Genomic DNA, 23,855 nt, shown 5'->3' on the forward strand with positions numbered 1-23,855 from the left:
CCTTGCCAAAATCGGTGATCAGTCTTTGAGTCGGGGCTTCAACGCGGCATCCGATTCGCGCTTGAGTCGATCGAAGCGCTGCATGTCATCGCTCACCGCCGCCGAATCGATGATCTGCGGCGTCACCAACACCACCAGCTCCGTCTCGCCACGCCGGAACTGACGTGACTTGAACAACTCGCCTAGAACGGGAATGGAGCCGAGGCCGGGAATCTTGGCGACCGTCTTCGCATCGTCGGCGCTGAACAGTCCCGCGACGACCATGTGCTCGCCGGACTGCACATTCATTTCCGTGTGGGCTTTGCGGGTCGCAAAACCCGGGATGCCCAACACGCTATTGGCCTTGTCGACGCTGCTGACCTCGACGCCCACCTTGGTGCGAATCAAGCCGGCATCGTTGGCTTCCGGCTCGACGTTCAACAGGATGCCGAACTGCTTGAAGACCACGTTGAGCGCGCCATCCTGGTTCTGCACGGGAATCGGCACTTCGCCGCCCACGACAAAGTCGGCTTGGCCGCCATTGATGCAAGTCAGCGTCGGTTCGGCGAGCAGCCGCGCGTCGCCGCGATCCATCAGCAGATGGATCACCGAGTCGAGAGTGCTGGTGATATCGAAGCCGCCCGAGGTGCTGAGCGATGGACCCACGGCGACATCCGCCCAATCGACGCCGATATCGCGCAGAGCGGACTTGCGAACCTCGATCAACTTCGCGTTGATCAAGATGGTGGACTCCGCTTCCAGCACGCGTGCAGGCGCGGCGAGAGGGTCCATGACCCCAAGCACCTGCACGAGATACGCGACGTTCGATCCATCGCGAGACCAGATGCGCAAGTCGGTCGTGCCGGCCTTTCTGCCGAGCACGAGAATCTCCTGCGTATCGTCCAGCACTTTGATGTCGATGGTGGCGCCATCGCCGGCGGAAACACGCTTCACGCCGGGTGTGCGAATCACCAGACTTTGTCCTTCGGGCACCGAGAGCACGGCGACCGGCGGCGAGCTGACCGTTTGCGGCTCGGCGTTGTTCATCATCAGCGCGGCGAGCAACCAAGCGCCGTAAGTGATGACGCTCATAGCTCAAACTCCGCCAAGAATGATCTGAACACGGGTCCGCGAACGCGATTGCCGGGTAGGCTCGTCCGCGCTCAGCAAGCTGCTCTTCGTGACGCGAGCTATGTGAGCGCGGTCTTGATCATTCGGCTGCCTGAGCGCCACAGTGATCCGTCCGGCCTCCTGTGCAAGCGTGATCCTGGCAGCGTCGCTCGGGCTCACTGCAACAGTGATGTTTCGAAACGCAGCGGACTGCAGTCGCTCCGGCAGCGAATTCGAGTTGGCTTCTGTGCGCACTCCGGTTGCGATCACCGGAACCGTCGACAACAGCGGCACAGTGACGCTGTCATTCCCTGCTGCAGTAGTGAACAGCAGATCGATGCGATCGCCCGGAGCAAGCATTCCGGCAATCGAAGCTTCTTCATCGACTGGGAGCGTCAGCGCGCGCATGCCATCAGCGAGCAGAGCCGAGAACCCGGCACCCACGCCGTGAGCGAGATGCGAGTTGAGAATGGTCTCGCCACTCCTCACACTGCGTGACAAGACCCGCCCGGCGATATCTGCCCACTGCCCCGAACGCACGGCATCGGCGTGTAAGAACGTTTGTGGCACCTCACGCAAGGCCACCGTCTGACTGGATAGCACGGCGCCTGCTGCCAGGTTCGCCTTCGCGACCACCACGTTCACCAGTTGATATTGACGATGGAGCTGCTCGCGCTCGGCTCGCATCTCGTTATTGATGTAGCCTTTGGCGAAGTACGCTGCCCCACCGCCGGCGGCGAGCGCGCCACCGACCATGAGAGTCGTGATCCAGATGCCTTTCATGCTCGTTCCTTGAGCGAATCAGCCATCGAAGCGGGCGATCAGAAGGGAATCGTCAGCGCCCAGGAGAATTCATCGTGATGTTCGGCGAGCAGCTCGAGCAGAATCTGCGAGCCCCGCCACAGCACCATCAGTCCGGCCAGAATTGCCACGTACTCGGCCGAGGTCCAACCTCGTTGCGATCGCTTGCTCGTCATGACTTTTTCCATGTGATGACGATGGCGGTGCCCGATGCGCGCGCCGCGTCCGGCATGATGACCAGGAGCGCCTGCTCGGCTTCACGCTGAGCTTGCAACACGAAACCGCGATGCATCTGATGCGTAGGACGCGTGTCGATCATCGTCCAGCCGTTGCGGATCAGGAGCTGCGAGAAAGCTTGCGCTTCGACGAAGGGACCTCGTTCGCTCGACAGGCTGATGTGCTCCGACGCCATGCCCGCATCGTCGTACTGCTGCAGGTTCACGAGGCGAGCGGTCGGTGGTCTTGGAAATTGCGTGCGCATACGAAGCGCGGCAGCTTCGAGCGCAGGGCTGACCAGAATGGTCCCTTCACTTCCGGCACTCACGGCTCGTGCATGCACGGAGATCAGATGGTCGCGCGACTTGAATGTGAGCACCTGCCAAGGCGAGCGGCTCAGCCGACGGGTCTCGTGACTGCCCGAGGTTTTCAGTACCGATTCGTAGTGAGCCAGCACGGCGTCGGGTGACAAGCGTGACTGAAACGCTTTGAGAGTCATCGGCAAGCCGTTCATGCGCATGCTGCGAGCGATCCACTGAGCAGTGCCGTCGGGTGGAGCAGTCAAGTCAGGCAACGCGGCGGTCGTACGTGCGAGAGGCTCTGCTCGAGCGGGACATACAAGCACGCAGATGATCAGCGCCGCGATTGAAAGCTGGGTGGCAACCATGTCACTCGGCCTCCCGCTCGCCCACATATGCGGAGGGAAGGGCATCGGATCGCGGCCGCAGCTGAGGATCCCAGCCATACTGACCTTCTCCATACAGCGCTTCGCCTTTGCCCAACGCCTGCATGCCGATGGGCCGACCAGGTTGTTCGAGTGTTTCGATGAGCTCGTCGGCGGTGATGCGATCGACTCGGCGGCCGAGCTCACCTTCGTCACGAGGTGACCAGGCATCGCTGAGCAACGCGCCGGTGGCGCGTTGAATCAATGACTGGGCGGGGTCATCAGCCAACAGGCGCTCGACAGTTGCGGACACGGAAGCGCTCGCAAACGAGCGACGGTTCAACCCGAGATCATCCATCTGGAGCGCAGTCGCTGCCGCGCCGAGCGGGCCGGTGCCGTGCGCCAACCCCGGCATGAGGATCATCCCCGCTTCGACCGGCGACTCGCCGTCACCCACGCTGGAAGAAATCGCGCCCGTCGAAGGAATCAGCGGCTGCCGCTGATGGCGCCACAGCGGATTCTGCGACACGCCTTCGGTGCGAAGCGACTCTATGGGCAACATCCCAGCTCGCGGATCGCCGAAGGAACGATCCAGAACTTCGGCCCCGAGCTCGGAGTCGCTTTTGTCACTTGCGCTCCAGACAGTACGTTCCCAGACCGAATATCGAAGCGCATCGAAACTCTTGTGCTTGATATCCAGTTGTTTGCCGAGCAGCACCATGCCTCCGAGAAAGGGCAGCAGCGCGACCAGGGCCACGATGGTCTCGACCAGAGCATTGCCGCGAATCGAAAGTCTCACAGTCATGATCAAAAGCTCCAGACGACGGGCGCGAGCTTCGCTTCCCAGAAAGGATTGAACAGATTGGCGTACTCGTGCCTGCGCTCCCCCAGTGCGGCGAACGCCAAGCCACGGGGCCGCTGGAATTCCACGCGTGCGGTCGCTGCCACTGCCAACGGATGGTCTGAAGCTGACATGCCCAGCAGGTCTGCAGATGCAATCCGCGCCTGCGCCTTGGTGGCGATCGCGGCGATGCGGAGCGAGCTATCGCCTGGCTGGCCCGATACGTTGTAGAGGGCGGGCACGCCTGCGTAGTCGGAGTCGAACTCTCGTGCACTGGCAGAGCTGACGCGATCGCCGATCCGGCGCCAGCTGCGCCAGCCAAACAAACTGCGAGTGCGATATCGAAGTTGGTCCTCGGCGCGCCAGTCAGCGCCATCTGCAGTCTGTGAATGCGATGTCGTGCCGCGCTTGCGCAGCTGTACCGCAAGCAGGTTCTCGCGCCAGCCTCTCTCACCTGCAACCCAGCGCTGCAGGTCTTCGTTACCACGCACGCTCGCAGTGACGAGCTCTTGCAAGGCATTGCTGTCGCGGCCGACGCTGTAGCGCTGAATGAACGCAGGCACGGCCGCTGACTGCGTCATCAGCTGGGCATCGAGCATGTGACGCAGTTCAACCGGCATGCGCGAGAGGGCATCCCGATCGTTGATCAGGATGTGAGGATCGTAGGCACGACCCGTCTCGGACATCAGGTTCTGCAGATGGCGAAAGGCGAGAGAAGCGTGTGCTTCAGCCTGCGCCGCGCGAATGTTTGCATTCCACGCGTCGAGGGCGGGTATAGCGATCTCTGCCGACTGCTCGGTCACATCGCGAACTTGCGCCGAGATCTGCTCAGCCATGTCCACATACTGACCGACGTATGGAATCCACTGCGTCACCCGATCTATCGCCGCCAGTGAGTCGTTGAGGTACCGAACCCAACTCACATAAGAAACAAAGTGACCGACGGCGAGATGGTTGGCGATCATCGCCCGGTTGCTATAAGCGATGAAATTCAGATGCCGCGCCGTCCACACAGCTCCGCTGTACGCCGCAGCGTCTGCGGCGTTGGCGACATGGGATCGCTCCGTCACTCTCTGTCCGGTGTTGAACATCACCACCAGCACGGCGCTGCTGATGAGCATGCCAAACAGCGCGACAGGAGCGATCTGCCCTCGATGGTGATTACTGAGCAGCATTGGTCTGCTGGTTATAGTTGGAGAGGCTGTCCGCCTGAGCGGCGCGGTTCTGCGCTGTTGTGGCCGACGCCTGTGCGTCGCTGATGTCCTGGGTGGCCGACTGGCCCGCCATCTCGCGGCTCATGCCAGCCATCTGGTTCTGAAGCACATCGCCGAAGGCGGCGAACAGGCCGATGCCGGCCACGGCCACGAGCGCGGTGATGATGATGTACTCGCTCATTCCTTGGCCGCGTTGCCCAGTCATCGGGCACAGGCGCGCGCGCGCCGACGAAATCACGTTCCTTGTGCTCATCGCAGTCTCCTTGGGGTGGACGGCGACACAGTAATGGCGCGCAGCGGCTCCAAAGCGCCCAATAAATGCGCTTTCCACCAGAAATACCCGCCCTGTCTTCCTTTGAAACGTGAACGGGTATCGTCCCGCCACCACCCCAGTCGGAGGTCGCGAAGTGGCGGCGCATAGCCATGGCGATCTGGCCGCGCGACAAGCTGTCGAAGCCGGCGTCGATTCGATCGAGCACGGCAGCGTTCTCAGCGATGAAACCTTGAAGCTGATGAGGGCCAAGGGCACTTACCTGGTGCCGACCCGACTCGCGGTGTACTGGGTGAATCAAATGGCCGCGAAGTATCCGCCGGCCATTGCCGCCAAAGCGCGCGCGACGTTGACCGAGCACGAACAGGTGTTTCGCTATGCGTTGAAGATGGGCGTGCCGATTGCGTTCGGCGCCGATTCGGGCGTATCACCGCATGGCATGAATGCGAAGGAGTTCGCGTTGCTGGTCGAGATCGGCATGGAGGCCGCAGCCGCCTTGAGGTCCGGCACGCGAGAAGCGGCCAAATCGCTTGGCATCGGCACTGCAGTGGGCACGCTCGAAGCCGGCAAGATCGCCGACATCGTCGCCGTGAGAGGCAACGTGCTGAACAACATCGCGGCCACCGAGAAGCCGGTGTTCGTGATGAGGCACGGCCAGGTCGTCGTACAGCCGTGATCGATCGGCTGACCTTATGGCTACGGCTGGAGGGTCAGCTGAACCGTTTGGCGAGGAATTCCTGCCAGCGCTTTTTCGCCAGCACGTGATAGCCCTCGTCGTAGTGCTGCGAGGAGGGCATGTAGAAGCCCGGACCGGCGCCTCCATATAAATAGAGCTCTCGTCTATCGGGTTCGACGGCGACGAATCTTCCCAGCCAGTTCATCTGATCCCGACTGATCGCCGGGTCGGCCGTCCCTGTATGAAACTGCACGGGTACATTCAGGCGCGCCAGCAACGTAATCAGATCCGGCCGAGGATCCGTATTGGATTTCACGGGCGTTTCGATCGGCGTGTACATCGCGATCACGCCGACGATGCCGAGCGGATCGTTCAATGCCATGCGCAGAGCGGTGTAGCCCGCGGCGCCGAATGCAAGGATCACCACCGGGTTGGCATTCGGCAGGTTGCCGTTCAATGTCACGATGCCGGCGCGCACGTCGCTCTGTACGTCACGAGCGAACGCCTCACTAAGCAATGCGTCCGGGTGCGTGGAGATCTGAGCGGTGCCGCGCATCGCGCAATCGATTACCAGTGAAACATATCCGGTGCGCGCCACATCCCGCGCGAGGTCTTGCAATTCTTTGGAGATTCCCGGGCTGTCGTGAAGAATCACGACCGTGGTGCGGTTGTCCGTGCCCATCGGGACGGCCGTGTAAGCGGGCAGCAGGACACCATCGTTATCGATCGTCAGTCCCCGGCCTTCGATGTCCCACACAATGGCAGCGGTGTTCGCCACGGCCTTGGTGCTGAACGCAGTCGCGGCGGTCAACTGCAAGGCCGTAGCTAGAAAGTCCCGCCGCGTCGATGTTGACTCGTTGTCGTCGATACAACCCAGGCACATACCGCCTCCTGCAGCATGCTCAACGCATGCGCGCTCATTATCAGCACGAGCGCTGGGTGCGCAAGAAATCGACGCCAAGATGTGAACTGGATCATCGCTTGCTGGCCGCGCGCTCCGTATCGAGCAGAACGCGCTTGCGCTGCATGCCCCAACGATAGCCGCCGAGCTCGCCGGTGCCGCGCACGACGCGGTGACAAGGAATCAACAGCGCAATCGAATTGGTCGCGCAAGCCCTCGCCACGGCTCGCGCCGCGCTGGGTTTGCCGATCGCTTCAGCCACTTCGGCATACGATCTGACCTCGCCGTAGGGCACCTTCTGCAAATAGCGCCACACGATCAACTGAAAGGCAGTGCCGCGCACATCCAGCGGCAGGTCCAGGCGAGGTTCGAGTCCTCGCAGGTGCCGATTCAGCGCAGCCATCCACGATTCGAACTCGCTGCGTGAGCTGTCCGGCATCGGTTGCAGCGTGGCCGCCGAAAACTGCAGCTTCAGCTCGCTCAGCAGTCCTTCAGCGGTATCGCCGAATTGCAGGAAGCAGATGCCGCGATCGGTGGCGCCGATCATCAGCAATCCCAGCGGCGTCTGCCCGCTGGCGTACGAAATGGTCAGGCCCTTGCCGCCACTGCGATATTCGCTGGGCGTCATGCCGAGCTGACCGTCGGCCTTTTCGTAGACCCGGCTGCCCGAACCGAAGCCGGCTTGGTAGATCGCGTCGGCCACCGGCGCTTCGTTGCGCAGCTCCTTCTTCAGGGTGCGTACGCGCGCGGCGGTTTGATATTCCTTCGGGCTGCTGCCGATGATGGCCTTGAAGCTGCGTTGCAGGTGGAACGGACTGTAGCCGGCGCGCTTCGCCAGCTGCTCGAGGCTGAGTTTTCGCTCCGGTTCCGCGTCGATCTGTCGCGCCAGTTGGTGCACGACTTGATTCAAAACATTGGCTGGTGCGCCGGTAGGCCGGCATCGCTTGCAGGGGCGCAGGCCGGCGCGCTCCGCGTCCTCGGTGGATGCGAAGAAACGAACGTTCTTGCGCAGGGCGCGTCGCGAGTTGCAGGATGGCCGACAGTAAACACCGGTGGTCATGACGCCGTAAAAAAACTCACCGTCGCGGCTGGCGTCACGGCTTTGCACCGCGTTCCACAAGTCCTCTTCGTTCAAGATTGGGGTCGACATGGCGCTTCTCCTCTTTGCCCACGTCGCAGTGTCGCCTGCGACCGGCGTGGAGGATTCCCGGCTCTTGCTGTGCAATTTTCGCGGTCGATGTTTGGCCATGGCGGGATCGAAGGCAGGTTGCCAGTGTAACCGGCCCCTCTCGAAAGTCAGTACCGCTCGGCCCTCTTGGGCAACTGTCCGGTGCCCGTTGGTACGCTGTATTCCTGCGGTCGATATGCAGAATACGCCGCCATGAACAAGCTCATCAAAATCGTCGGGGGCACACTGGTCGTCCTGGCCGCGGGCATCGGTGTGACCGTTGGGGCTGCGATGGTCCTCAGCGAACGCAAATTGAATCGTGTAGTCGATGTGAAGGTCGGCGCCATCGATCTCGCCTCTTACACTCCGAACATGCAGCGTGGCGAATACCTCTTCCTCACGCGCGGCTGCTCGGAATGTCACGGCGCCAAAGGCGAGGGGCGGCTTGTGATCGACGATAGCAGCAGCGGCTTCTATGTCTACACGCCGAATATCACTCGGGGCGGCAGCGGAGCGGCCGCGACGTACACCGATACCGATTGGATCGCGCTGCTGCGTCATGGTTTGAAGCCGGCGCGCACCCCCGTTTTCATCATGCCGAGCGAAGACTACGCGCAGATGGCCGACGAAGACGTTGCAGCGTTGGTTGCATACATCCGCGCCCTTCCGCCCGCTCCGGAAAGAAAGGCCGAGATGCGGATTCCGCTGATGTTGAAAGCCCTGTATGCCTTCGGCGTCACGACCGACGCATCGGAGAAGATCGATCACACCAAGCCCGCGCCGGCCCGAGTGCCGAGCGACTTGCACTCGCAGGGTGAGTACATCGCCAGGACTTGCGCTGGTTGCCATGGTGCCGGTCTCGCCGGCGGCAAGATCCCGGGCGCGCCTCCGAGTTGGCCGGCAGCGGCAAACCTCACTTCCGCTCCAGACGGTGTGATGACGCGCTATACCTCGCCCGAGCAGTTTCGAGAAATGATGCGCAGTGGCAGGCGGGCGGACGGCACCCCCGTCGCGGTGATGCCGTTCGAGAGCCTGCGCGCCATGAGCGATGCCGAGCTCGATGCGGTGTTTGGATTCCTCAAAACGCTCCAACCCAAAGCGTCCGGCACACGCTGATCTGAAGCCGACTCAATCGCCGTGGGCTACTTTCTTGTAGCCCACCGGCACCTCGAAGATTTGCGGATCCACAGCGTTGTTATTCACCGAGATCAGCTCGGTGCTCATCCCCATCAGTGACATGAGCCCGCCCGGCAAGAGTGCCGGCGGTGGCGCCGCTTCTGGCTGAGATTGTTTTTTCTTCCCGAACATTCCGCCCAAAGCGCCGCCGAGCGCCTGGCTCAGACTCGGCGCCGTCGCGGAGGCGCCGCCGGCCGCTTGCATCTCCTGGGTGCTTTTACACTGGGGACCACCGACGCCCAATCCGAAGCTCATTCGAACCGGGTAGCCCTTGACGTCGCGCATCTTGGTCGCGACCTCTTTCCACATGCCCTCGAAGCCACCGAACATCGACTCGGCGCGTTCAGCGAAATCACGTGATCCCGCCGCGCCCAAACCGAGCTTCTCGGCGAAGGCGAGCTGATATGCCTGGGCTTCCGCGGATGCCGCGAAGTCGGGCGCGACCCACTGATCCATGACCAGCCCGAAATCACAAACCTGCCCGGTGTTTTTGTCCTTGCACGACTGTGTGGCGAGCACGGTGACTCGCTCGGCCTGATAGCCCGCGATCGTCGCTGTCTCGCCCGCGCGCTGCACCTCGCCCTTGGGCTCGGACCATTCACACTGGGAATCGTCGACTCCGGAAGTCGCTCGTCGTTGCGACGCCTGCGCCTCGCGCATCTGCCCCGTCACTTTTTCCATCTGTGCGCGGGTTTCGGCGAAGGTGGTTTCGGTATAGGTCTTTTTCTTTTCATTGACCGAATACATCTTCTCCTGATCCAGCCGCACGATCTCGACCGACTCCCCCAGCCCGCGCGCGAACGTGCGCATCAAGCCCGAATGAAATTGCAGATTGCTTTCGGTGCGGGCGCGCTGTCCGGAGATGGTGGTGGTGGTAGTGCCACTCATGTTCGCCATCGACATCAGCCCGGCGCCGTTGATGGACATCCGCTCCTCGATGGTCACATCGGCTTGCGCAGCGCTGGTGAGGATCGCGGCGATCGCGCCTGCCAGCAGGGCGCGTGTAGGAATAGTTCTGGCCGTCTGAGTTTGCATCGTAACCTCCACATCCAGATCGAAGCCCGGCGAAGTTACTAACGCAATCCTCCGCTCAATCCTGCCACGTTTGCAATCGCCGCCTGAATGCCTGCCAGTGCGCTGCGGCAAAGGCCCTGGCTTCGATCTCGAAACGGTTGTGCCAGTAGCCGTGCCGGGCCGACTCCGTCAGGTATCTCCAGATCGTCAGCCGTCTCGGCTGCCACTGGCGCATCACATGGAAATACTCGTGCAACACCAACTCGGGATCGTTCCAGAAATCCGCCGCCGAGCCCCTCAATAGAATCCGCCCGCGACGGGTCGTGGCGCGCGCGCCGAGATGCAGCCGGGCATAGAACGAATGTTCGACCACACGAATGTGATCGACCGACTCGCCAAAGATCTCGCGCAGCGCGGCGGCAGTTGCGGCGGGAGTGTTGCAGCGATGGCCAAGCATGGCCGCCGATTACTTCCCGATGCAGAAGGAAGTGAAGATGCGCCCGAGCAGATCGTCCGGCGTGAACTCACCGGTGATTTCGCTAAGGCAGTGTTGAGCCTGGCGCAGCTCTTCGGCCATCAATTCGCCGGCGCGCTTTTCCGTGAGCTGGCGCTGAGACTCATATAAATGAGCGGAGGCGCGGTTCAGTGCATCGAGGTGGCGGCGGCGAGCGGAGATGGTGCCGGTGCCAGCGCCTTGGTAGCCCATGCACTCTTTCAGATGTTCACGAAGCAGATCCATGCCTTCGCCCGTCGTCGCGGACACATGCAGTCGCGGGGGCTGCGATTGTTCGTAGCGGGATCGGCCCTGTGCGATGTCGATCTTGTTCAGCACCACGCTGACCGGGATATCCGCCGGCAAGCCGGTGAGTTCAGCCTGCATGCCTTCATCGTCCAGCGAGCGAGTAGCGTCGATTACATACAGGATGCGATCGGCGCGCGTCATCTCGGTGCGAGCTCGACGGATGCCTTCTGCTTCGACGATGTCGGCGTCGTCGCGAAGGCCGGCGGTATCGGCGACGTGCAGTGGCATGCCGTCGATGTGAATGCGTTCACGCAGCACGTCGCGAGTGGTGCCGGGAATATCGGTCACGATGGCCGCTTCGTAGCCGGCCAGCCGGTTCAGCAAGCTCGATTTGCCGGCGTTGGGCCGGCCGGCAATCACCACCGTCATACCTTCACGAAGCAGCGCGCCCTGCTGCGCCTTGGCCGTGATCTGCTCACATAGCTCGATGGCCGAGGCAATGCGTTCATGCAGAGCGCTGTCCGCAAGAAAGTCGACTTCCTCTTCAGGAAAGTCGATCGCGGCTTCGACGTGCATGCGCGTCTCCGTTACTGCTTCGGTCAGCGAATGAACGGCGACGGAAAACTCGCCTTGCAAGGATCGCAGCGCTGCCCGCGCCGCCTGACTCGAACCGCTGTCGATGAGATCGGCGATGGCTTCGGCTTGAGTCAGATCGAGCTTGTCATTCAGGAAAGCACGCTGAGTGAATTCGCCGGGCTGCGCTACGCGCGCGCCGAGTTCGAGCACGCGAGCGAGCAACATGTCCATGACGACAGGACCGCCATGGCCATGCAGTTCCAAAACATCTTCGCCGGTGAATGAATTCGGGGCAGGGAAGTAGAGGGCGAGGCCGCCATCCAGCATCTCGCCCTCGGCGTCACGGAATACTCGCAGCGCTGCGCGGCGCGGCTCGGGAAGATCGCCGAGCACTTCGCTGGCGATCGTCGGCACCAGGCTGCCGGAGACTCGCACCATCCCGACACCACCGCGACCCGGCGGCGTCGCGATTGCCGCGATGGTGTCAGTGTCGCCGGTCCGAGCCGTCATGGTCCTCTCAGCTCTTTTCCCGCCTGTCTTCCGCAGCGACCAGTTTATTGATACGCCATTGCTGCGCGATCGACAGCAATGTATTGGTCAGCCAGTACAGCACCAGGCCCGCCGGGAACCAGGCCATGGTCACGGCCATGATGATGGGCATGAACATGAAGATCTTGGCCTGCATCGGATCGGCGCTCGGCATGGGCTGCAGCTTGAACTGCGCGAACATCGCCGCGCCCATCAGAATGGGCAGGATGAAGTACGGATCGCGCGAGGACAGGTCGGTGATCCAGCCGAGGAACGGCGCCTGCCGCATCTCGACGCTCTCCAGCAGCACCCAGTAGAAGGCGAGGAAGAACGGAATCTGGATCAGGATGGGCAAGCAACCGGCGAGCGGATTGATCTTCTCGCGCTTGTAGATCTCCATCATCTGCCGGCCGAGTTGTTCGCGATCGTCCTTGTAGCGTTCCTGAATGGCTTTGATGCGCGGACCGAGATTGCGCATCTTGGCCATCGACCGGCCGCTGGCCGCGGTCAGCTTGTAGAAGGCGAGCTTGATCAGGAATGTGACGATGATGATCGCCCAACCCCAGTTGCCGATCACGTTGTGAACTTTGTCGAGCAGCCAGAACAACGGCTGCGCGATGACGGTCAGCATGCCGTAGTCGGCCACCAGCGCCAGCTTGGGGCCGGCCTGCTCGAGCTGCTCCTGCAGCTTCGGGCCGACGAACAACGTCTCCTTGAAAGAGTGCCTGCCGCCGGCTGGCACCACCTCGAGTGGGCCGCGATAGGACAGCACATAGTCATTGTCCGCATCGAGGGTGAGCTGATAGTCGTAGTTCGCGCCGACGGGAGGCACGGCGGCAGCGACAAAGTGGTGCTGAAGCGCCGCCATCCAGCCGCCAGTGATGCTGGCTTTGAACGCGCGATCTTCCTCGTCCTCGATATCGAGCTTGCGATAGGCCTTGCCGTCGTAAATGGCCGGCCCGCGATACGCATAGGTTTCGACCTTGAAGTAGGAACGTTCGATGTGTTCGTAGTGACGCACGATCTGCACGTACGAAGCCGCTTTGTAGTCGGCGCCCGACGTATTCACCACGTCGTAGGTCAAGTCGATGCGATAGCTGCCGGGCGTGAATCTATAAGTCTTCACCACGGTGATGCCCTGATCGTCGGTCCAGGTCAGCGGCACGATCAGTTCTTCTTGACCCGCAGCCAACGTGTATTCGTTCGCGGCGGACTTATAAATGGCCTGATGAGTAGGCTCAGCGCGCTGGTCGGCGGCGCGCAGGCCTGAACGAGCGACGTACAGCGGAGAGGTGGGATTGAACAGCCGAACCGCCAGATCCGGACGATTCTTCTCCACTGGGTACTTCAGCAGATCCGCACGAATCAGCTCGCCACCGCGCGTGCTGATGTCCATCGACAGAACATCTGTCTTCACGCGAATGACAGCGGCATTCGCCGCAGTCGCTTCGCTGCTGGTGGCCGGCGTCGAAGCAGGAGCGGCGGGAGCATCGGTGGCAGCCGACGGGAGATCCGGCAATGTTTCATTCGCCGGCGTGCTGCCATTCGCAGACTGTGTCTGCGTTGCCGCGGATGGAGCTGGCGGCGGAGGCGCATAGTCCTTCTGCCAGGTGACGAAGTTCAGGTACAGGACCAGCGCAAGCGCGGCCCAGATGAATACGCGTTGGTTATCCATGAGGAACCGGCTTCACAGGGTTGCGACTCGTGTTGTTGATTTGAGGCACCGGATCGTAGCCGCCTTCATGCCACGGATGACAACGCAGCAAGCGTCGCACCGTGAGCCAGGTCCCGCGCATCGCGCCATGTTCTTGCAATGCTTGTTCGGCGTAGCAGGAGCAGCTCGGGTAGAAGCGGCAGGTCGGCCCGAGCAAGGGACTGATTAAATAGCGATAGGCGCGAATCGCGGCGGTCAGCATCTTCACTGTGGCGGCGCGCATTGCTTTATGACCGTACGCCAATGCTTTTCCAGGCTGCGCACGATGGTGGCATTGTCCGCATCGCGAGCGCCGGAGCGCGCATTGACGACGATGTCCACCGCGGGCAGTTCATGCTGATGCTGACGAAACGACTCCCGAATCAGACGCTTGATGCGGTTTCTCCGCACAGCATTCCCGATAGTGCGTGCGGCTATCGATAATCCAAGCCTTGGAATCGAGCCGCCACTGTTGCGAGTGAGGATCGCGAAGCAGGCGTCGGTGGAGCGGCGCGAGTCCCGGTAGACGCGATCGAATTCGGATTTATGCCGGAGACGTTGCGCCGGTTGAAACGGTCGGGCCGGGGCTGGCAAGTCGAGAATCGGACAGCTGCGAGTGCCGCTGCGAAGCCGACGCTCAGACCGTGAGGCGCTTACGACCCTTGGCGCGACGACGAGCAAGCACCTGGCGTCCTGCGCGGGTAGCCATGCGCGCACGGAAACCGTGAGTGCGCTGACGGTGAACTTTGCTGGGTTGGTAAGTACGCTTCATGCGGGCATCTCAACGGTGTCTTATACATCGGCTGGCCACTGTGACCTGGCCGGAAGTCGCGCTAAAACAAGTACATGCTGGCGCGCACAGAGGGGCGGCAAGACTACGCACCACCCCCCGCAGTGTCAAGCTCGGGAGTGCTTTTCCGCGCACAAAATTCGCGTTCCGTGCCTGTGGATAACTGGCTGTCCAACGGTATAGACTCGCCGCCTCTCGCGTTGACCTGGCGCAGAACAAATCTTTTTCTTGACGATGTAGGGGACGACTCCGTGCAGGGTTCGTTGTGGCGCCGCTGTCTCGCGCAATTAGAAGTCGAATTGCCGGAGCAGCAGTTCAATACGTGGATCCGGCCTTTGCAGGCCGTGGAGGACGGACGCACGTTGCGCCTGCTGGCCCCGAACCGATTCGTGGTGGACTGGGTGAACGAGAATGTCGCCGGTCGCATTTCCGAGCTGGTTGACGCGGTGGGTGATGCACCCACCCCGGCCGTGGTGTTGGAAGTCGGCTCGCGACCGAGCGCTCCGGCCATGACCATCAATACACATCAGCCGATTGGTGCCCGCCCTAGCGCGCCTGCCGCGGCCCCGGTTCGCGATGTTCCTGCTGTGCTCGGCAGTCGGCTCAATCCCGATTTCACCTTTGCCAATTTCGTCGAGGGCAAGAGCAATCAGCTGGGCCGCGCCGCGGCTTTTCAGGTGGCGGAAAATCCCGGCCGCGCCTACAACCCGCTGTTCATCTATGGCGGCGTGGGCCTGGGCAAGACTCACCTCATGCACGCCGTCGGCAACATGATCAAAGCTCGCAACGATCGGGCGCGCGTCGCTTACGTGCACTCGGAGCGATTCGTCGGCGACATGGTGAAGGCGCTCCAGCACAACACCATCAACGACTTCAAAACGGCATACCGCTCGCTCGATGCCCTGCTCATCGACGACATCCAGTTCTTCGCCGGCAAGGATCGCTCCCAGGAAGAGTTCTTCCACACCTTCAACGCGCTGTTCGAGGGCCAGCAGCAGATCATCCTGACGTGCGACCGCTATCCCAAGGAAGTCGACGGCCTGGAAGAGCGACTGAAATCGCGCTTCGGCTGGGGCCTGACCGTGGCCATCGAGCCGCCCGAGCTGGAAACCTGCGTGGCGATCTTGATGAGCAAGGCTGCAGCGACGCGCGTCGAGCTGCCCGACGAAGTCGCGTTCTTCATCGCCAAGCGCATCCGTTCCAATGTCCGCGAGCTCGAAGGAGCCCTGCGTCGCGTGGTAGCGAACTCGCAGTTCACCGGCCGCGCCATCACCATGGATTTCGCCAAGGAGGCGCTGCGCGACCTGCTCGCTTTGCAGGACCGCCTGGTCACCATCGAGAACATTCAGAAGACCGTCGCGGAATACTTCAAAATCCGTGTCGCGGATCTGCTGTCCAAGCGGCGTAGCCGCTCGATCGCTCGTCCTCGGCAAGTCGCGATGGCGCTGGCGAAGGAGCTGACCAGTCATAGCTTGCCGGAGATCGGCGATGCTTTTGGCGGTCGCGACCACACGACCGTGCTGCACGCCTGCCGCGTGATCAAGGAGTTGCGCGAGTCCAATACACGCACCAGCGAGGACTACTCAAACCTGTTGAGAACCCTGGCTGGATGACTGTGGATAAATTGTGGTTTGTGCGTGGAGCTTATTTATCCACAACAACTGCACAGCGCGGCCACAGGCTGTGGCAAAGTTAGCAGATAGGTTGTGATTGGCGTAAGCTGCTGATGGAACGTGGAAATATCGGGTTATTCACAGGCGGCGCGGGCCTTCATAATCATCATAAATTCTTTAAATACTTAATCTCTAATTAAGAATCTCAAGGTGACCACGATGAAGTTCAGTGCTGAGCGGGAAAGCATCCTCGCGCCACTGCAAGCGGTAATCGGCGTTGTGGAACGCCGCCAGACCATGCCGATCCTGGCGAACGTGCTGATCGCGGGTCGCGGCGAGCAACTGTCCATTACGGCCACCGACCTGGAAGTGGAGCTCGTGGCCAAGGCGAATGTAAGCTTGCAGACGCCGGGTGAAATCACCCTGCCGGGTCGCAAGCTGCTGGACATCATCAAGGCCCTGCCCGACAAGGCTCAGGTCACCGTTTCGGTCGAGGGTGAACGCGCCACGGTCCGCTCCGGCAAAAGCCGCTTCACTCTGGCAACCTTGCCGGCCAGCGATTTTCCCACTGTGGAAGACATCCGCGCCCAGAAGGCGCTGCTGATCTCGCAATCGGCACTGCGCCGGCTGCTCGACAAGACCCATTTTTCCATGGCCCAGCAGGACGTGCGCTACTACCTGAACGGCATGTTGCTGGAAGCTGATGGGAAAACGCTGCGAACGGTCGCGACTGATGGCCATCGGCTCTCATATTGCGAGACCACGCTCGAGCACGAGGCGGGCGCCACTCAGCAGGTCATCGTGCCGCGTAAAGGCGTGCTCGAGCTGCAGCGCCTGCTGGCCGGGGAAGGCAACGTCGAGCTGGCGATTGGAACCAATCACGTTCGCGCCCAGATCGGCGATATTCGTTTCACTTCCAAGCTTATTGACGGTCGTTTCCCGGAATATGGTCGCGTGATTCCGAGCAATCCGACCAAAAAGATCGCTGCGAATCGCGACGTGCTCCGCTCGGCGCTGCAGCGCGCGGCCATCTTGTCGAACGAAAAGTACCGCGGGATTCGTCTCGCCGTTCGTCCGGGTGTGCTGGTCCTGCAATCGCATAACCCGGAGCAGGAAGAGGCCGAGGAAGAGTTGGAGATCAACTATTCCGGTGAGGAGCTGGAGATCGGCTTCAACGTGAACTATCTGCTCGACGCCCTCGCGGCCGTCGACGGTGGCGAAGTGGAGTTGGGCCTCACGGATGCGAACAACAGCTGTCTGCTGAGCTCCGGCGGCACCCCCCAGGCCAAATACGTCGTCATGCCGATGAGGCTGTGACGATGACGGACGAGTGTCGGTGCTGACTGCGATCACGGTCGATAACTTCCGTTGCATCGAACACGCCAGCCTCGATTTCGATTCGCGCTCGACCGGCATCATCGGTGACAACGCCTCCGGCAAGACTAGCTTGCTGGAGGCGATTTACTTTCTCGGCCATGGCCGCTCCTTCCGGAGTGCCCAGGCCGACAAGCTGAAGCGAACCGGTACGACCTTCTTTCGTGTCGTTGGTCGATTGGCGACGCCTCGCGGCATCCTGACTGCGGGGCTCGAACACACCCAAGGCCGGACTCAGGGCCACCTCGCGGGCCAAGGCATCTCGGGCATCGCAGACATCGCCGAAGTTCTCCCGCTGCAGATTATCGACCCCGGCGTTCACCGGCTGGTGGAGGAGGGATCGGCTCGTCGTCGGCGCCTGATGGACTGGGGAGTGTTTCACGTGAAACGTGAGTTTCTCGGTTACTGGCGCCGATACCAACGAGCCCTGTCGCAACGGAACGCTGCGCTCCGAACCAGTCATCCCGAAGAGCTGATCCATGCCTGGGAGCAGGACCTCGTTGCGGCCGGTATCGAAGTGGATCGGTTGCGCTCCTTCTATGTGGAACAGCTTCGTCCTCACTTCGAAGCGCTCGCGGCTCGACTGGTCGGACCGCAGACCACGATTACGTATAGAAGAGGCTGGCCCGCAGAGTTCGACTTGAGAGAAGCCCTACACGACTCCATCTCTAGAGACCTGCGACTCAAGACCACCCATGTCGGTCCCCATCGGGCCGACCTCAACTTTCTGATCGACGGCACTCCCGCTCGGGACCGAGTGTCCCGCGGCCAGCAAAAGATGTTGGCGGCGGCTTTCATCCTGTCTCAGCTCCAGTGCCACACGGCTTTGGGAGCAACGCCAACCACCCTCATGTTGGACGATCCAGCGGCCGAGCTGGATGTGGATAACTTGGGGAAACTTCTTTTGGCGATCGCTGAAATCCCCAGCCAGCTGATCGTCACTTCAGTCCACGAGCGCGGTTTGAGGGGTATCGACATTGGCCGGAGGTTTCACGTGAAACAGGGCCAATTCGAGCCGATGGTATAATTCCGCAGCTCATTTTTTAGGCCGGACCATGACAGATAAAGACGTCTACGATTCAAGCAAAATCAAGGTCTTGAAGGGCCTCGACGCAGTCAGAAAGCGTCCCGGCATGTACATCGGCGACACCGACGACGGCACCGGTCTACACCACATGGTATTCGAGGTCGTCGATAACTCCGTCGATGAAGCTCTGGCGGGACATTGCTCACAAGTGATCGTCACCATCCATGCCGATCAGTCGGTCACCGTGGCCGATGACGGCCGTGGAATACCTGTGGATATCCATCCGGAGGAGGGTCGCTCCGCCGCCGAAGTCATCATGACGGTGCTGCACGCCGGCGGTAAGTTCGACGACTCTTCCTACAAGGTCTCGGGCGGTTTGCACGGCGTCGGCGTGTCGGTGGTGAACGCCCTTTCCGAGTACCTGCAGCTGACCATTCACAAAGAAGGCCGCCTGCACCAGCAGGAGTACCGGCTCGGCGAACCGCAAGCCCCTCTGGCGGAGGTCGGTACGACGACCAAGCGGGGCACGGTGATCCGGTTCAAGCCAAGCGCCGAGATCTTCACCAACATCGAGTTCGACTACGCCATCCTGGCCAAGCGCCTGCGCGAGCTGTCGTTCCTCAACTCCGGTGTGCGCATCGAGCTGATCGACGAGCGCGACGACAAGCACGAGACCTTCCACCACGAGGGTGGCATCAAGGAGTTCGTCCGCTACCTGAACCGCAATGCCCAGGCCATCCACGACACCATCATCTGGTTCCGGACCCAGGAGGGCCCGATCACGGTGGAGCTGGGCCTGCAGTGGAATGACTCCTACCAGGAGACCATGAGCTGCTACACCAACAACATCCCTCAGAAGGATGGCGGCACTCACCTGGCCGGCTTCCGTAGCGCGCTAACCCGAACCCTCAATGCTTACATCGACCGGGAGTTCTCGGCCAAGGACAAGGTGGCCATGACGGGCGACGACGCTCGCGAAGGCCTGACCGCCATTCTTTCCGTGAAGATGCCGGACCCGAAGTTCTCCTCGCAGACCAAGGACAAGCTGGTTTCGTCCGAGATCAAAGGCATCGTGGAGTCGGCGGTGGGCGCGAAGCTGGAAGAGTTCCTGATGGAGCATCCGCCGCAGGCCAAGGCCGTGGCGAACAAGGTGCTCGAAGCGGCCCGCGCCCGCGAAGCCGCCCGCAAGGCTCGTGAAATGACCCGCCGCAAAGGCGCTCTGGATCTGGCCGGCCTGCCCGGCAAGCTGGCGGACTGCCAGGAGAAGGATCCGGCGCTGTCCGAGATGTTTCTGGTCGAGGGTGACTCCGCCGGTGGCTCGGCCAAGCAGGGCAGGGATCGGCGCACCCAGGCCATCCTGCCGTTGAAGGGCAAGATCCTGAACGTCGAGAAGGCGCGCTTCGACAAGATGCTGTCGTCTGCCGAGGTGGGCACGCTGATCACCGCGCTCGGCTGCGGCATCGGCGCCGACGATTTCGATGTGACCAAGCTTCGCTATCACCGCATCATCGTCATGACCGACGCGGACGTGGACGGCTCGCACATCCGCACCCTGTTGCTCACCTTCTTCTATCGCCAGATGCCCCAGCTGATCGAGCGCGGACACATCTACATCGCGCAGCCGCCGCTGTTCAAACTGAAGAAGGGCAAGTCCGAGTACTATGTGAAGGACCAGGCCGAGCTCGATTCCATGCTGCTGACCCACGCGCTGGAAGACGCGCAGCTGTTCGCCGATCCGGCGCAGCCGCCGATGACGGGATCCGCACTGGAGACTCTGGCTCGCCGCTGGATGGAAGTGGCGGCGATCATCAAGCGTTCTTCCCGCCGCTATGACCAGCGCGTGCTGGAGCAGCTGCTCTACATGCCCGAGGTCACTCCGGCGAATCACGATCAGCTCGACTGGCTGACTTCGTGGGGCCGCACCCTGGAGAGTCAGCTCAATTCCCACGACGATGCCGCTCGCAAGTACCGCGTGCGGGTGATGGCTGCCGTCGACGGCGGCACGCCGCGACTGCTGGTGGCTCGCACCGAGCACGGCGTCACCTCGGAAAAGCACATCCACCGCGAGTTCTTCGAGTCGGCCGAGTATCGGAGCATCGCGGATTTGGCGGCGGCCCTTAATGGCCTGCTGCAGCCGGGCGCTTATATCGCCAAGAGCGACACCAAGCAGGAGATTGGCAGCTTCAAGGAAGCGGTCGAGTGGCTGCTGGCGTTGGGGCGCAAAGGGCAGTTGATCCAGCGCTACAAAGGGCTGGGCGAGATGAACCCGGAGCAGTTGTGGGACACGACCATCAATCCGGCGACCCGCCGGTTGATCCAGGTGCGCATCGAGGACGCGTTGGCGGCAAACGATATTTTCGCAACCTTGATGGGCGATCAGGTCGAGCCGCGACGTGAGTTCATCGAGAAGAATGCGCTGGCCGTGGCCAATCTCGATATTTAATCTTATCTAACGATACGCGGCGGGATTCCTGCATCCCGCCGCTACATCGTTAATAAAAATCAATGATTCGCTGGGCGGAGCGGCGCTCCGGAGGGCTCCGTCACGCCATTACCGTTGGTCGGCGTGATCGTGGCGAGCTTCTTTTCGATCCACGCGCGCACTTCTTCATTCAATTCCCGCGGATCTCGGCCGGCGGCGTCGATTGGCGGGCCGATGATCACGCGGATGTTTCCAGGCTTTTTCACCCAGCCTCGGCGGGGCCAGAAGTAGCCGGCGTTGTGAGCGACGGGAACGACCTTGCAGCCCGCCTTGGATGCGAGCAGCGCGCCGCTCACCCCGTACTTGCGAGTCTCACCCACGGCGACTCGCGTTCCTTCAGGGAAGATCAGAACCCACAGCCCTTCCTGCAAACGCTGTCTGCCCTGCTCGACCACTTGTGTGACGGCGGTGGCGCCGGCCTTGCGATTGATGGCGATGGGCTTGAGACATTTCACCGCCCAACCCACCAGCGGGATCCACATCAGCTCGCGTTTGAGCACCCAGGCCTGCGGCGGGAAGACGGCAGCCTGCGCGATGGTTTCCCACGCCGAAGAATGTTTCCACATCGACACATGGGCGCCGGGCGGAATGTTTTCTGCACCTTCTACCGTATAGGTGAGGCTACAAAGCTTCGCCAGCAACCACATGTACACGCGGCCCCAGCTCCGCGCGATGGCGTACAGTTTCAGGCTGGGCAACCAGCCGAACAGCAGCACCACCACCGCGTACAGCAGAGTCCCGGCAAACAGCGCGGTGGTGAACAGAATGGACCTCAGCAGCTGCATCGTGTCCTCGTCTCAAGCGGTGCGCTTCAAGCGCCTCATTTCAAGCAGCTCATCTCACCAGCCATCCCTGGAGTCTCGACCAGCCAGCACATCCGTGTGCAGTCGTTCGCGCAGAAAGATATCCGCGCTCACCCAGGCAGTCGCGACAGATCCGCCACCTGCAGGAACAAGCCGCGCAGGCGCACCAGCAAACCCAATCGATTGACGCGGACGTCCGGATCGTCGGCCATGACCATCACGGAATCGAAAAAGCGATCCACATCGTCCTTCAAGGTCGCAAGCTGAGTTAGCGCGCCAGTGTACTCACGCCGTGAGAACAGCGGATTGACGGCGCGCTCCATGGAAACCACGTGATCGAACAGCTGGCGTTCCGCCGGCTCCTGCAGCCGGGCTGTTTCCACCGCACCGGACAGATCGCCGGTGGCCTTGCGCAGGATGTTCGCGATGCGTTTGTTCGCAGCGGCCAGGCTGGCAGCTTCAGGCAGCGCCAGAAAACCTTCCAAGGCCTGCAGCCGCACGTCGATGTCGATGGGTGAATGCGGCTTGCTGGCCAGCACCGCGTCGAACATTTCAGTGGTCACGGCGCGGCCGGCCGATTCTTCAAGATAAGAAGAGCGCAGCCGCTCCATCAAATAGCCCCAGATGTCCTCGCCGACCGTCTCGGCAGCCGCCACCGGCTGCAACGAAACGGCGCCATCGACCAGGCGACGCAGGTCCAGATCGAGCTTGTGCTCGACGATGGTGCGCAGAACGCCCAGCGCCGCTCGACGCAAACCATATGGATCCTTGGTGCCCGACGGCTTCTGGCCGATGCTGAAGATGCCCGCGATGGTGTCGAGCTTGTCGGCAATGGACAGCGCGATACCGGTCTTGGTGGCGGGCAATTTGTCGCCTGCGAACCGGGGCCAGTATTGTTCCTCCAGCGCCATGGCGACTTCCGCATGCTCGCCATCGTGTTGCGCGTAGTACTTGCCCATCAAGCCTTGCAGCTCGGGGAATTCGCCGACCATGGCCGACAGCAAGTCACATTTGCTGAGCCGGGCCGCGCGAGCCGCAAGCTCGGCATCGCCGCCGATGATTTCAGCGATACGTTGCGCGAGGGTGGCCACGCGATTACTTTTGTCCGCAAGCGAACCCAGCTTGGCCTGGAACGTCACGGACTTGAGCGCGGCGAAGCGCACGTCGAGCCGTTCCTTTCGATCTGTGTCCCAGAAGAACGCTGCGTCGGCCAGGCGCGGCCGCACGACTCGCTCATTGCCATCACGCACCCGATCCGGGTCGCGGCTCGCGATGTTGGCGACGGTGATGAAATAGTTCATCAGCTTGCCGTCGGCCGAGCGCACCGGAAAATAACGCTGATTGTCCTGCATGGTGGCGATCGGCACCTCCTGCGGCAGCCGCAGGAACTGTTCGTCGAAGCGTCCCGACAGGGCCACCGGCCATTCCACCAGCGCCGTGACTTCATCGAGCAACCAATCCTCGATGACGGCCTGACCCTTGAGCGATTCAGCGATCGCGTTCACTTCCGCACGGATGCGGTCGCGACGAGTGGCCACGTCGGCGACGACGTGCCCCTTCTCGAGCAGCACCTGCGCGTACTTGGCCGGACTGGCAATCGCCAGAGACTTGGGTCCGTGGAAGCGATGACCTTGTGTTTGTTTGCCGGCGCGGATGCCGAGAATATCCGCCTCGACGACGTTCGAGCCAAACAGCATCACCACCCAATGAACGGGCCGGACGAACTCCTGCGTACCCGCGCCCCAGCGCATGCGTCGCGCGATTGGTAGGGAGTCGAGCGCGCCATTTACGATGTTCGGCAGCAGCGCAGTCGTCGCCTCTCCCTGCCTGGAGCCTTCGAACTGCAGCACCTTGCCCTTGGGACCATCGACCTGCACGAGCTGATCGACCGTCACGCCGCACGACGCCGCAAATCCAAGCGCCGCCTTGGTGGGCTGACCGTCGGGACCAAACGCGTTGGCCACGGCCGGACCCTGACGTTTGATCTGTTGATCAGGCTGCTGATCCGCCACACCCGCCACATAGACAGCGAGACGCCGCGGCGTGGCAAACCATTTCACTTCGCCATGTTGGACCGAGGCTGCGGCCAAGCCCTTCGTGACGCCGTCCGCGAAGGCCTGCGCGAGAGTGAACAAAGATTTCGGCGGCAGCTCTTCAGTGCCGATCTCGACCAGAAAGTCACGTTTGCTCATGAGC

General features: G+C 61.8%; 24 protein-coding genes. 6 read left to right on the forward strand and 18 right to left on the reverse strand.

The features are described 5' to 3' along the window. Positions 1-18: 18 nt before the first annotated feature. The 7 genes from JM946_RS05035 to JM946_RS05065 form a co-directional block, all read right to left on the reverse strand. Complete coding sequence (locus JM946_RS05035; RefSeq protein ID WP_203166037.1) at positions 19-1,071, reverse strand: type II and III secretion system protein family protein; 1,053 nt, start codon at positions 1,069-1,071, stop codon at positions 19-21. A 3-nt stretch (positions 1,072-1,074) separates the two neighbouring features. Next, positions 1,075-1,872: a Flp pilus assembly protein CpaB gene (gene cpaB, locus JM946_RS05040; protein WP_203166038.1), complete on the reverse strand. Its 798-nt coding sequence runs from the start codon at positions 1,870-1,872 to the stop codon at positions 1,075-1,077. Positions 1,873-1,910: 38 nt separating this feature from the next. Then, positions 1,911-2,066, reverse strand: coding sequence for a hypothetical protein (locus tag JM946_RS05045; RefSeq protein WP_203166039.1), 156 nt, complete (start codon positions 2,064-2,066; stop codon positions 1,911-1,913). After that, complete coding sequence (locus tag JM946_RS05050; RefSeq protein ID WP_203166040.1) at positions 2,063-2,671, reverse strand: hypothetical protein; 609 nt, start codon at positions 2,669-2,671, stop codon at positions 2,063-2,065. Before JM946_RS05050 ends, JM946_RS05045 begins: the two co-directional genes overlap by 4 nt. Before the next feature lie 103 nt (positions 2,672-2,774). After that, the gene (locus tag JM946_RS05055; protein ID WP_203166041.1) at positions 2,775-3,575 is read right to left on the reverse strand and encodes a hypothetical protein; all 801 of its coding nucleotides are present in this window, start codon (positions 3,573-3,575) and stop codon (positions 2,775-2,777) included. Between the two features lie 2 nt (positions 3,576-3,577). Then, positions 3,578-4,786 carry a pilus assembly protein TadG-related protein gene (locus JM946_RS05060; protein WP_203166042.1) on the reverse strand — a complete coding sequence of 403 codons (1,209 nt, stop codon included), beginning with the start codon at positions 4,784-4,786 and terminating at the stop codon, positions 3,578-3,580. Further along, positions 4,773-5,006: a hypothetical protein gene (locus JM946_RS05065; protein ID WP_203166043.1), complete on the reverse strand. Its 234-nt coding sequence runs from the start codon at positions 5,004-5,006 to the stop codon at positions 4,773-4,775. The genes JM946_RS05060 and JM946_RS05065 overlap by 14 nt, the downstream gene beginning before the upstream one ends. A 226-nt stretch (positions 5,007-5,232) precedes the next feature. Here JM946_RS05065 and JM946_RS05070 point away from each other — a divergent pair, with 226 nt between their 5' ends. Continuing rightward, on the forward strand, positions 5,233-5,772 hold the full coding sequence (locus JM946_RS05070) for an amidohydrolase family protein (RefSeq protein ID WP_203166044.1): 540 nt from the start codon (positions 5,233-5,235) through the stop codon (positions 5,770-5,772). Positions 5,773-5,806: 34 nt separating this feature from the next. Here JM946_RS05070 and JM946_RS05075 read toward each other — a convergent pair whose 3' ends face one another. Beyond that, a complete protein-coding gene (locus JM946_RS05075) occupies positions 5,807-6,655 on the reverse strand; it encodes a dienelactone hydrolase family protein (RefSeq protein WP_203166045.1) in 849 nt (282 codons plus the stop codon). A gap of 91 nt (positions 6,656-6,746) precedes the next feature. Then, positions 6,747-7,823 (reverse strand): bifunctional DNA-binding transcriptional regulator/O6-methylguanine-DNA methyltransferase Ada, encoded by a 1,077-nt coding sequence (gene ada, locus JM946_RS05080; RefSeq protein WP_203166046.1) that lies wholly within the window; start codon positions 7,821-7,823, stop codon positions 6,747-6,749. Positions 7,824-8,054: 231 nt separating this feature from the next. On the opposite strand from ada, the gene JM946_RS05085 reads away from it, so the two are divergent. Continuing rightward, a complete protein-coding gene (locus JM946_RS05085; RefSeq protein WP_203166047.1) occupies positions 8,055-8,957 on the forward strand; it encodes a c-type cytochrome in 903 nt (300 codons plus the stop codon). 12 nt (positions 8,958-8,969) lie between these two features. Here JM946_RS05085 and JM946_RS05090 read toward each other — a convergent pair whose 3' ends face one another. The 7 genes from JM946_RS05090 to rpmH are packed head-to-tail and all read right to left on the reverse strand — an operon-like array spanning position 8,970 to position 14,342. Continuing rightward, on the reverse strand, positions 8,970-10,052 hold the full coding sequence (locus JM946_RS05090; RefSeq protein WP_203166048.1) for a hypothetical protein: 1,083 nt from the start codon (positions 10,050-10,052) through the stop codon (positions 8,970-8,972). A 55-nt stretch (positions 10,053-10,107) separates the two neighbouring features. After that, positions 10,108-10,488, reverse strand: coding sequence for an eCIS core domain-containing protein (locus tag JM946_RS05095; protein ID WP_203166049.1), 381 nt, complete (start codon positions 10,486-10,488; stop codon positions 10,108-10,110). Positions 10,489-10,497: 9 nt separating this feature from the next. Further along, a complete protein-coding gene (gene mnmE, locus JM946_RS05100; protein ID WP_203166050.1) occupies positions 10,498-11,859 on the reverse strand; it encodes a tRNA uridine-5-carboxymethylaminomethyl(34) synthesis GTPase MnmE in 1,362 nt (453 codons plus the stop codon). Between the two features lie 7 nt (positions 11,860-11,866). Continuing rightward, a complete protein-coding gene (gene yidC, locus JM946_RS05105; RefSeq protein WP_203166051.1) occupies positions 11,867-13,552 on the reverse strand; it encodes a membrane protein insertase YidC in 1,686 nt (561 codons plus the stop codon). After that, positions 13,545-13,814, reverse strand: coding sequence for a membrane protein insertion efficiency factor YidD (gene yidD, locus JM946_RS05110; RefSeq protein ID WP_203166052.1), 270 nt, complete (start codon positions 13,812-13,814; stop codon positions 13,545-13,547). Before yidD ends, yidC begins: the two co-directional genes overlap by 8 nt. Continuing rightward, positions 13,796-14,251: a ribonuclease P protein component gene (rnpA, locus tag JM946_RS05115; protein ID WP_322110896.1), complete on the reverse strand. Its 456-nt coding sequence runs from the start codon at positions 14,249-14,251 to the stop codon at positions 13,796-13,798. The genes yidD and rnpA overlap by 19 nt, the downstream gene beginning before the upstream one ends. Continuing rightward, positions 14,208-14,342, reverse strand: coding sequence for a 50S ribosomal protein L34 (gene rpmH / locus JM946_RS05120; RefSeq protein WP_116811218.1), 135 nt, complete (start codon positions 14,340-14,342; stop codon positions 14,208-14,210). Before rpmH ends, rnpA begins: the two co-directional genes overlap by 44 nt. Before the next feature lie 269 nt (positions 14,343-14,611). Between rpmH and dnaA the strand changes: the two genes are divergently transcribed. From dnaA to gyrB, 4 genes are all read left to right on the forward strand, one after another. Then, the gene (gene dnaA / locus JM946_RS05125) at positions 14,612-15,973 is read left to right on the forward strand and encodes a chromosomal replication initiator protein DnaA (RefSeq protein ID WP_203166054.1); all 1,362 of its coding nucleotides are present in this window, start codon (positions 14,612-14,614) and stop codon (positions 15,971-15,973) included. Positions 15,974-16,192: 219 nt separating this feature from the next. Next, positions 16,193-17,290 carry a DNA polymerase III subunit beta gene (dnaN, locus tag JM946_RS05130; protein ID WP_203166055.1) on the forward strand — a complete coding sequence of 366 codons (1,098 nt, stop codon included), beginning with the start codon at positions 16,193-16,195 and terminating at the stop codon, positions 17,288-17,290. 19 nt (positions 17,291-17,309) lie between these two features. Continuing rightward, positions 17,310-18,374 (forward strand): DNA replication/repair protein RecF, encoded by a 1,065-nt coding sequence (gene recF / locus JM946_RS05135; protein WP_203166056.1) that lies wholly within the window; start codon positions 17,310-17,312, stop codon positions 18,372-18,374. A 28-nt stretch (positions 18,375-18,402) separates the two neighbouring features. Beyond that, complete coding sequence (gyrB, locus tag JM946_RS05140) at positions 18,403-20,817, forward strand: DNA topoisomerase (ATP-hydrolyzing) subunit B (protein WP_203166057.1); 2,415 nt, start codon at positions 18,403-18,405, stop codon at positions 20,815-20,817. A gap of 59 nt (positions 20,818-20,876) precedes the next feature. Here the strand turns inward: gyrB and JM946_RS05145 are convergent, their stop codons facing one another. Further along, a complete protein-coding gene (locus JM946_RS05145; protein ID WP_203166058.1) occupies positions 20,877-21,641 on the reverse strand; it encodes a lysophospholipid acyltransferase family protein in 765 nt (254 codons plus the stop codon). Positions 21,642-21,769: 128 nt separating this feature from the next. Then, positions 21,770-23,851, reverse strand: coding sequence for a glycine--tRNA ligase subunit beta (gene glyS / locus JM946_RS05150; protein WP_203166059.1), 2,082 nt, complete (start codon positions 23,849-23,851; stop codon positions 21,770-21,772). Positions 23,852-23,855: the final 4 nt, after the last annotated feature.

Origin of the sequence: Steroidobacter gossypii (assembly GCF_016801985.1) — a bacterium.
GTDB classification, from domain to species: domain Bacteria; phylum Pseudomonadota; class Gammaproteobacteria; order Steroidobacterales; family Steroidobacteraceae; genus Steroidobacter; species Steroidobacter gossypii.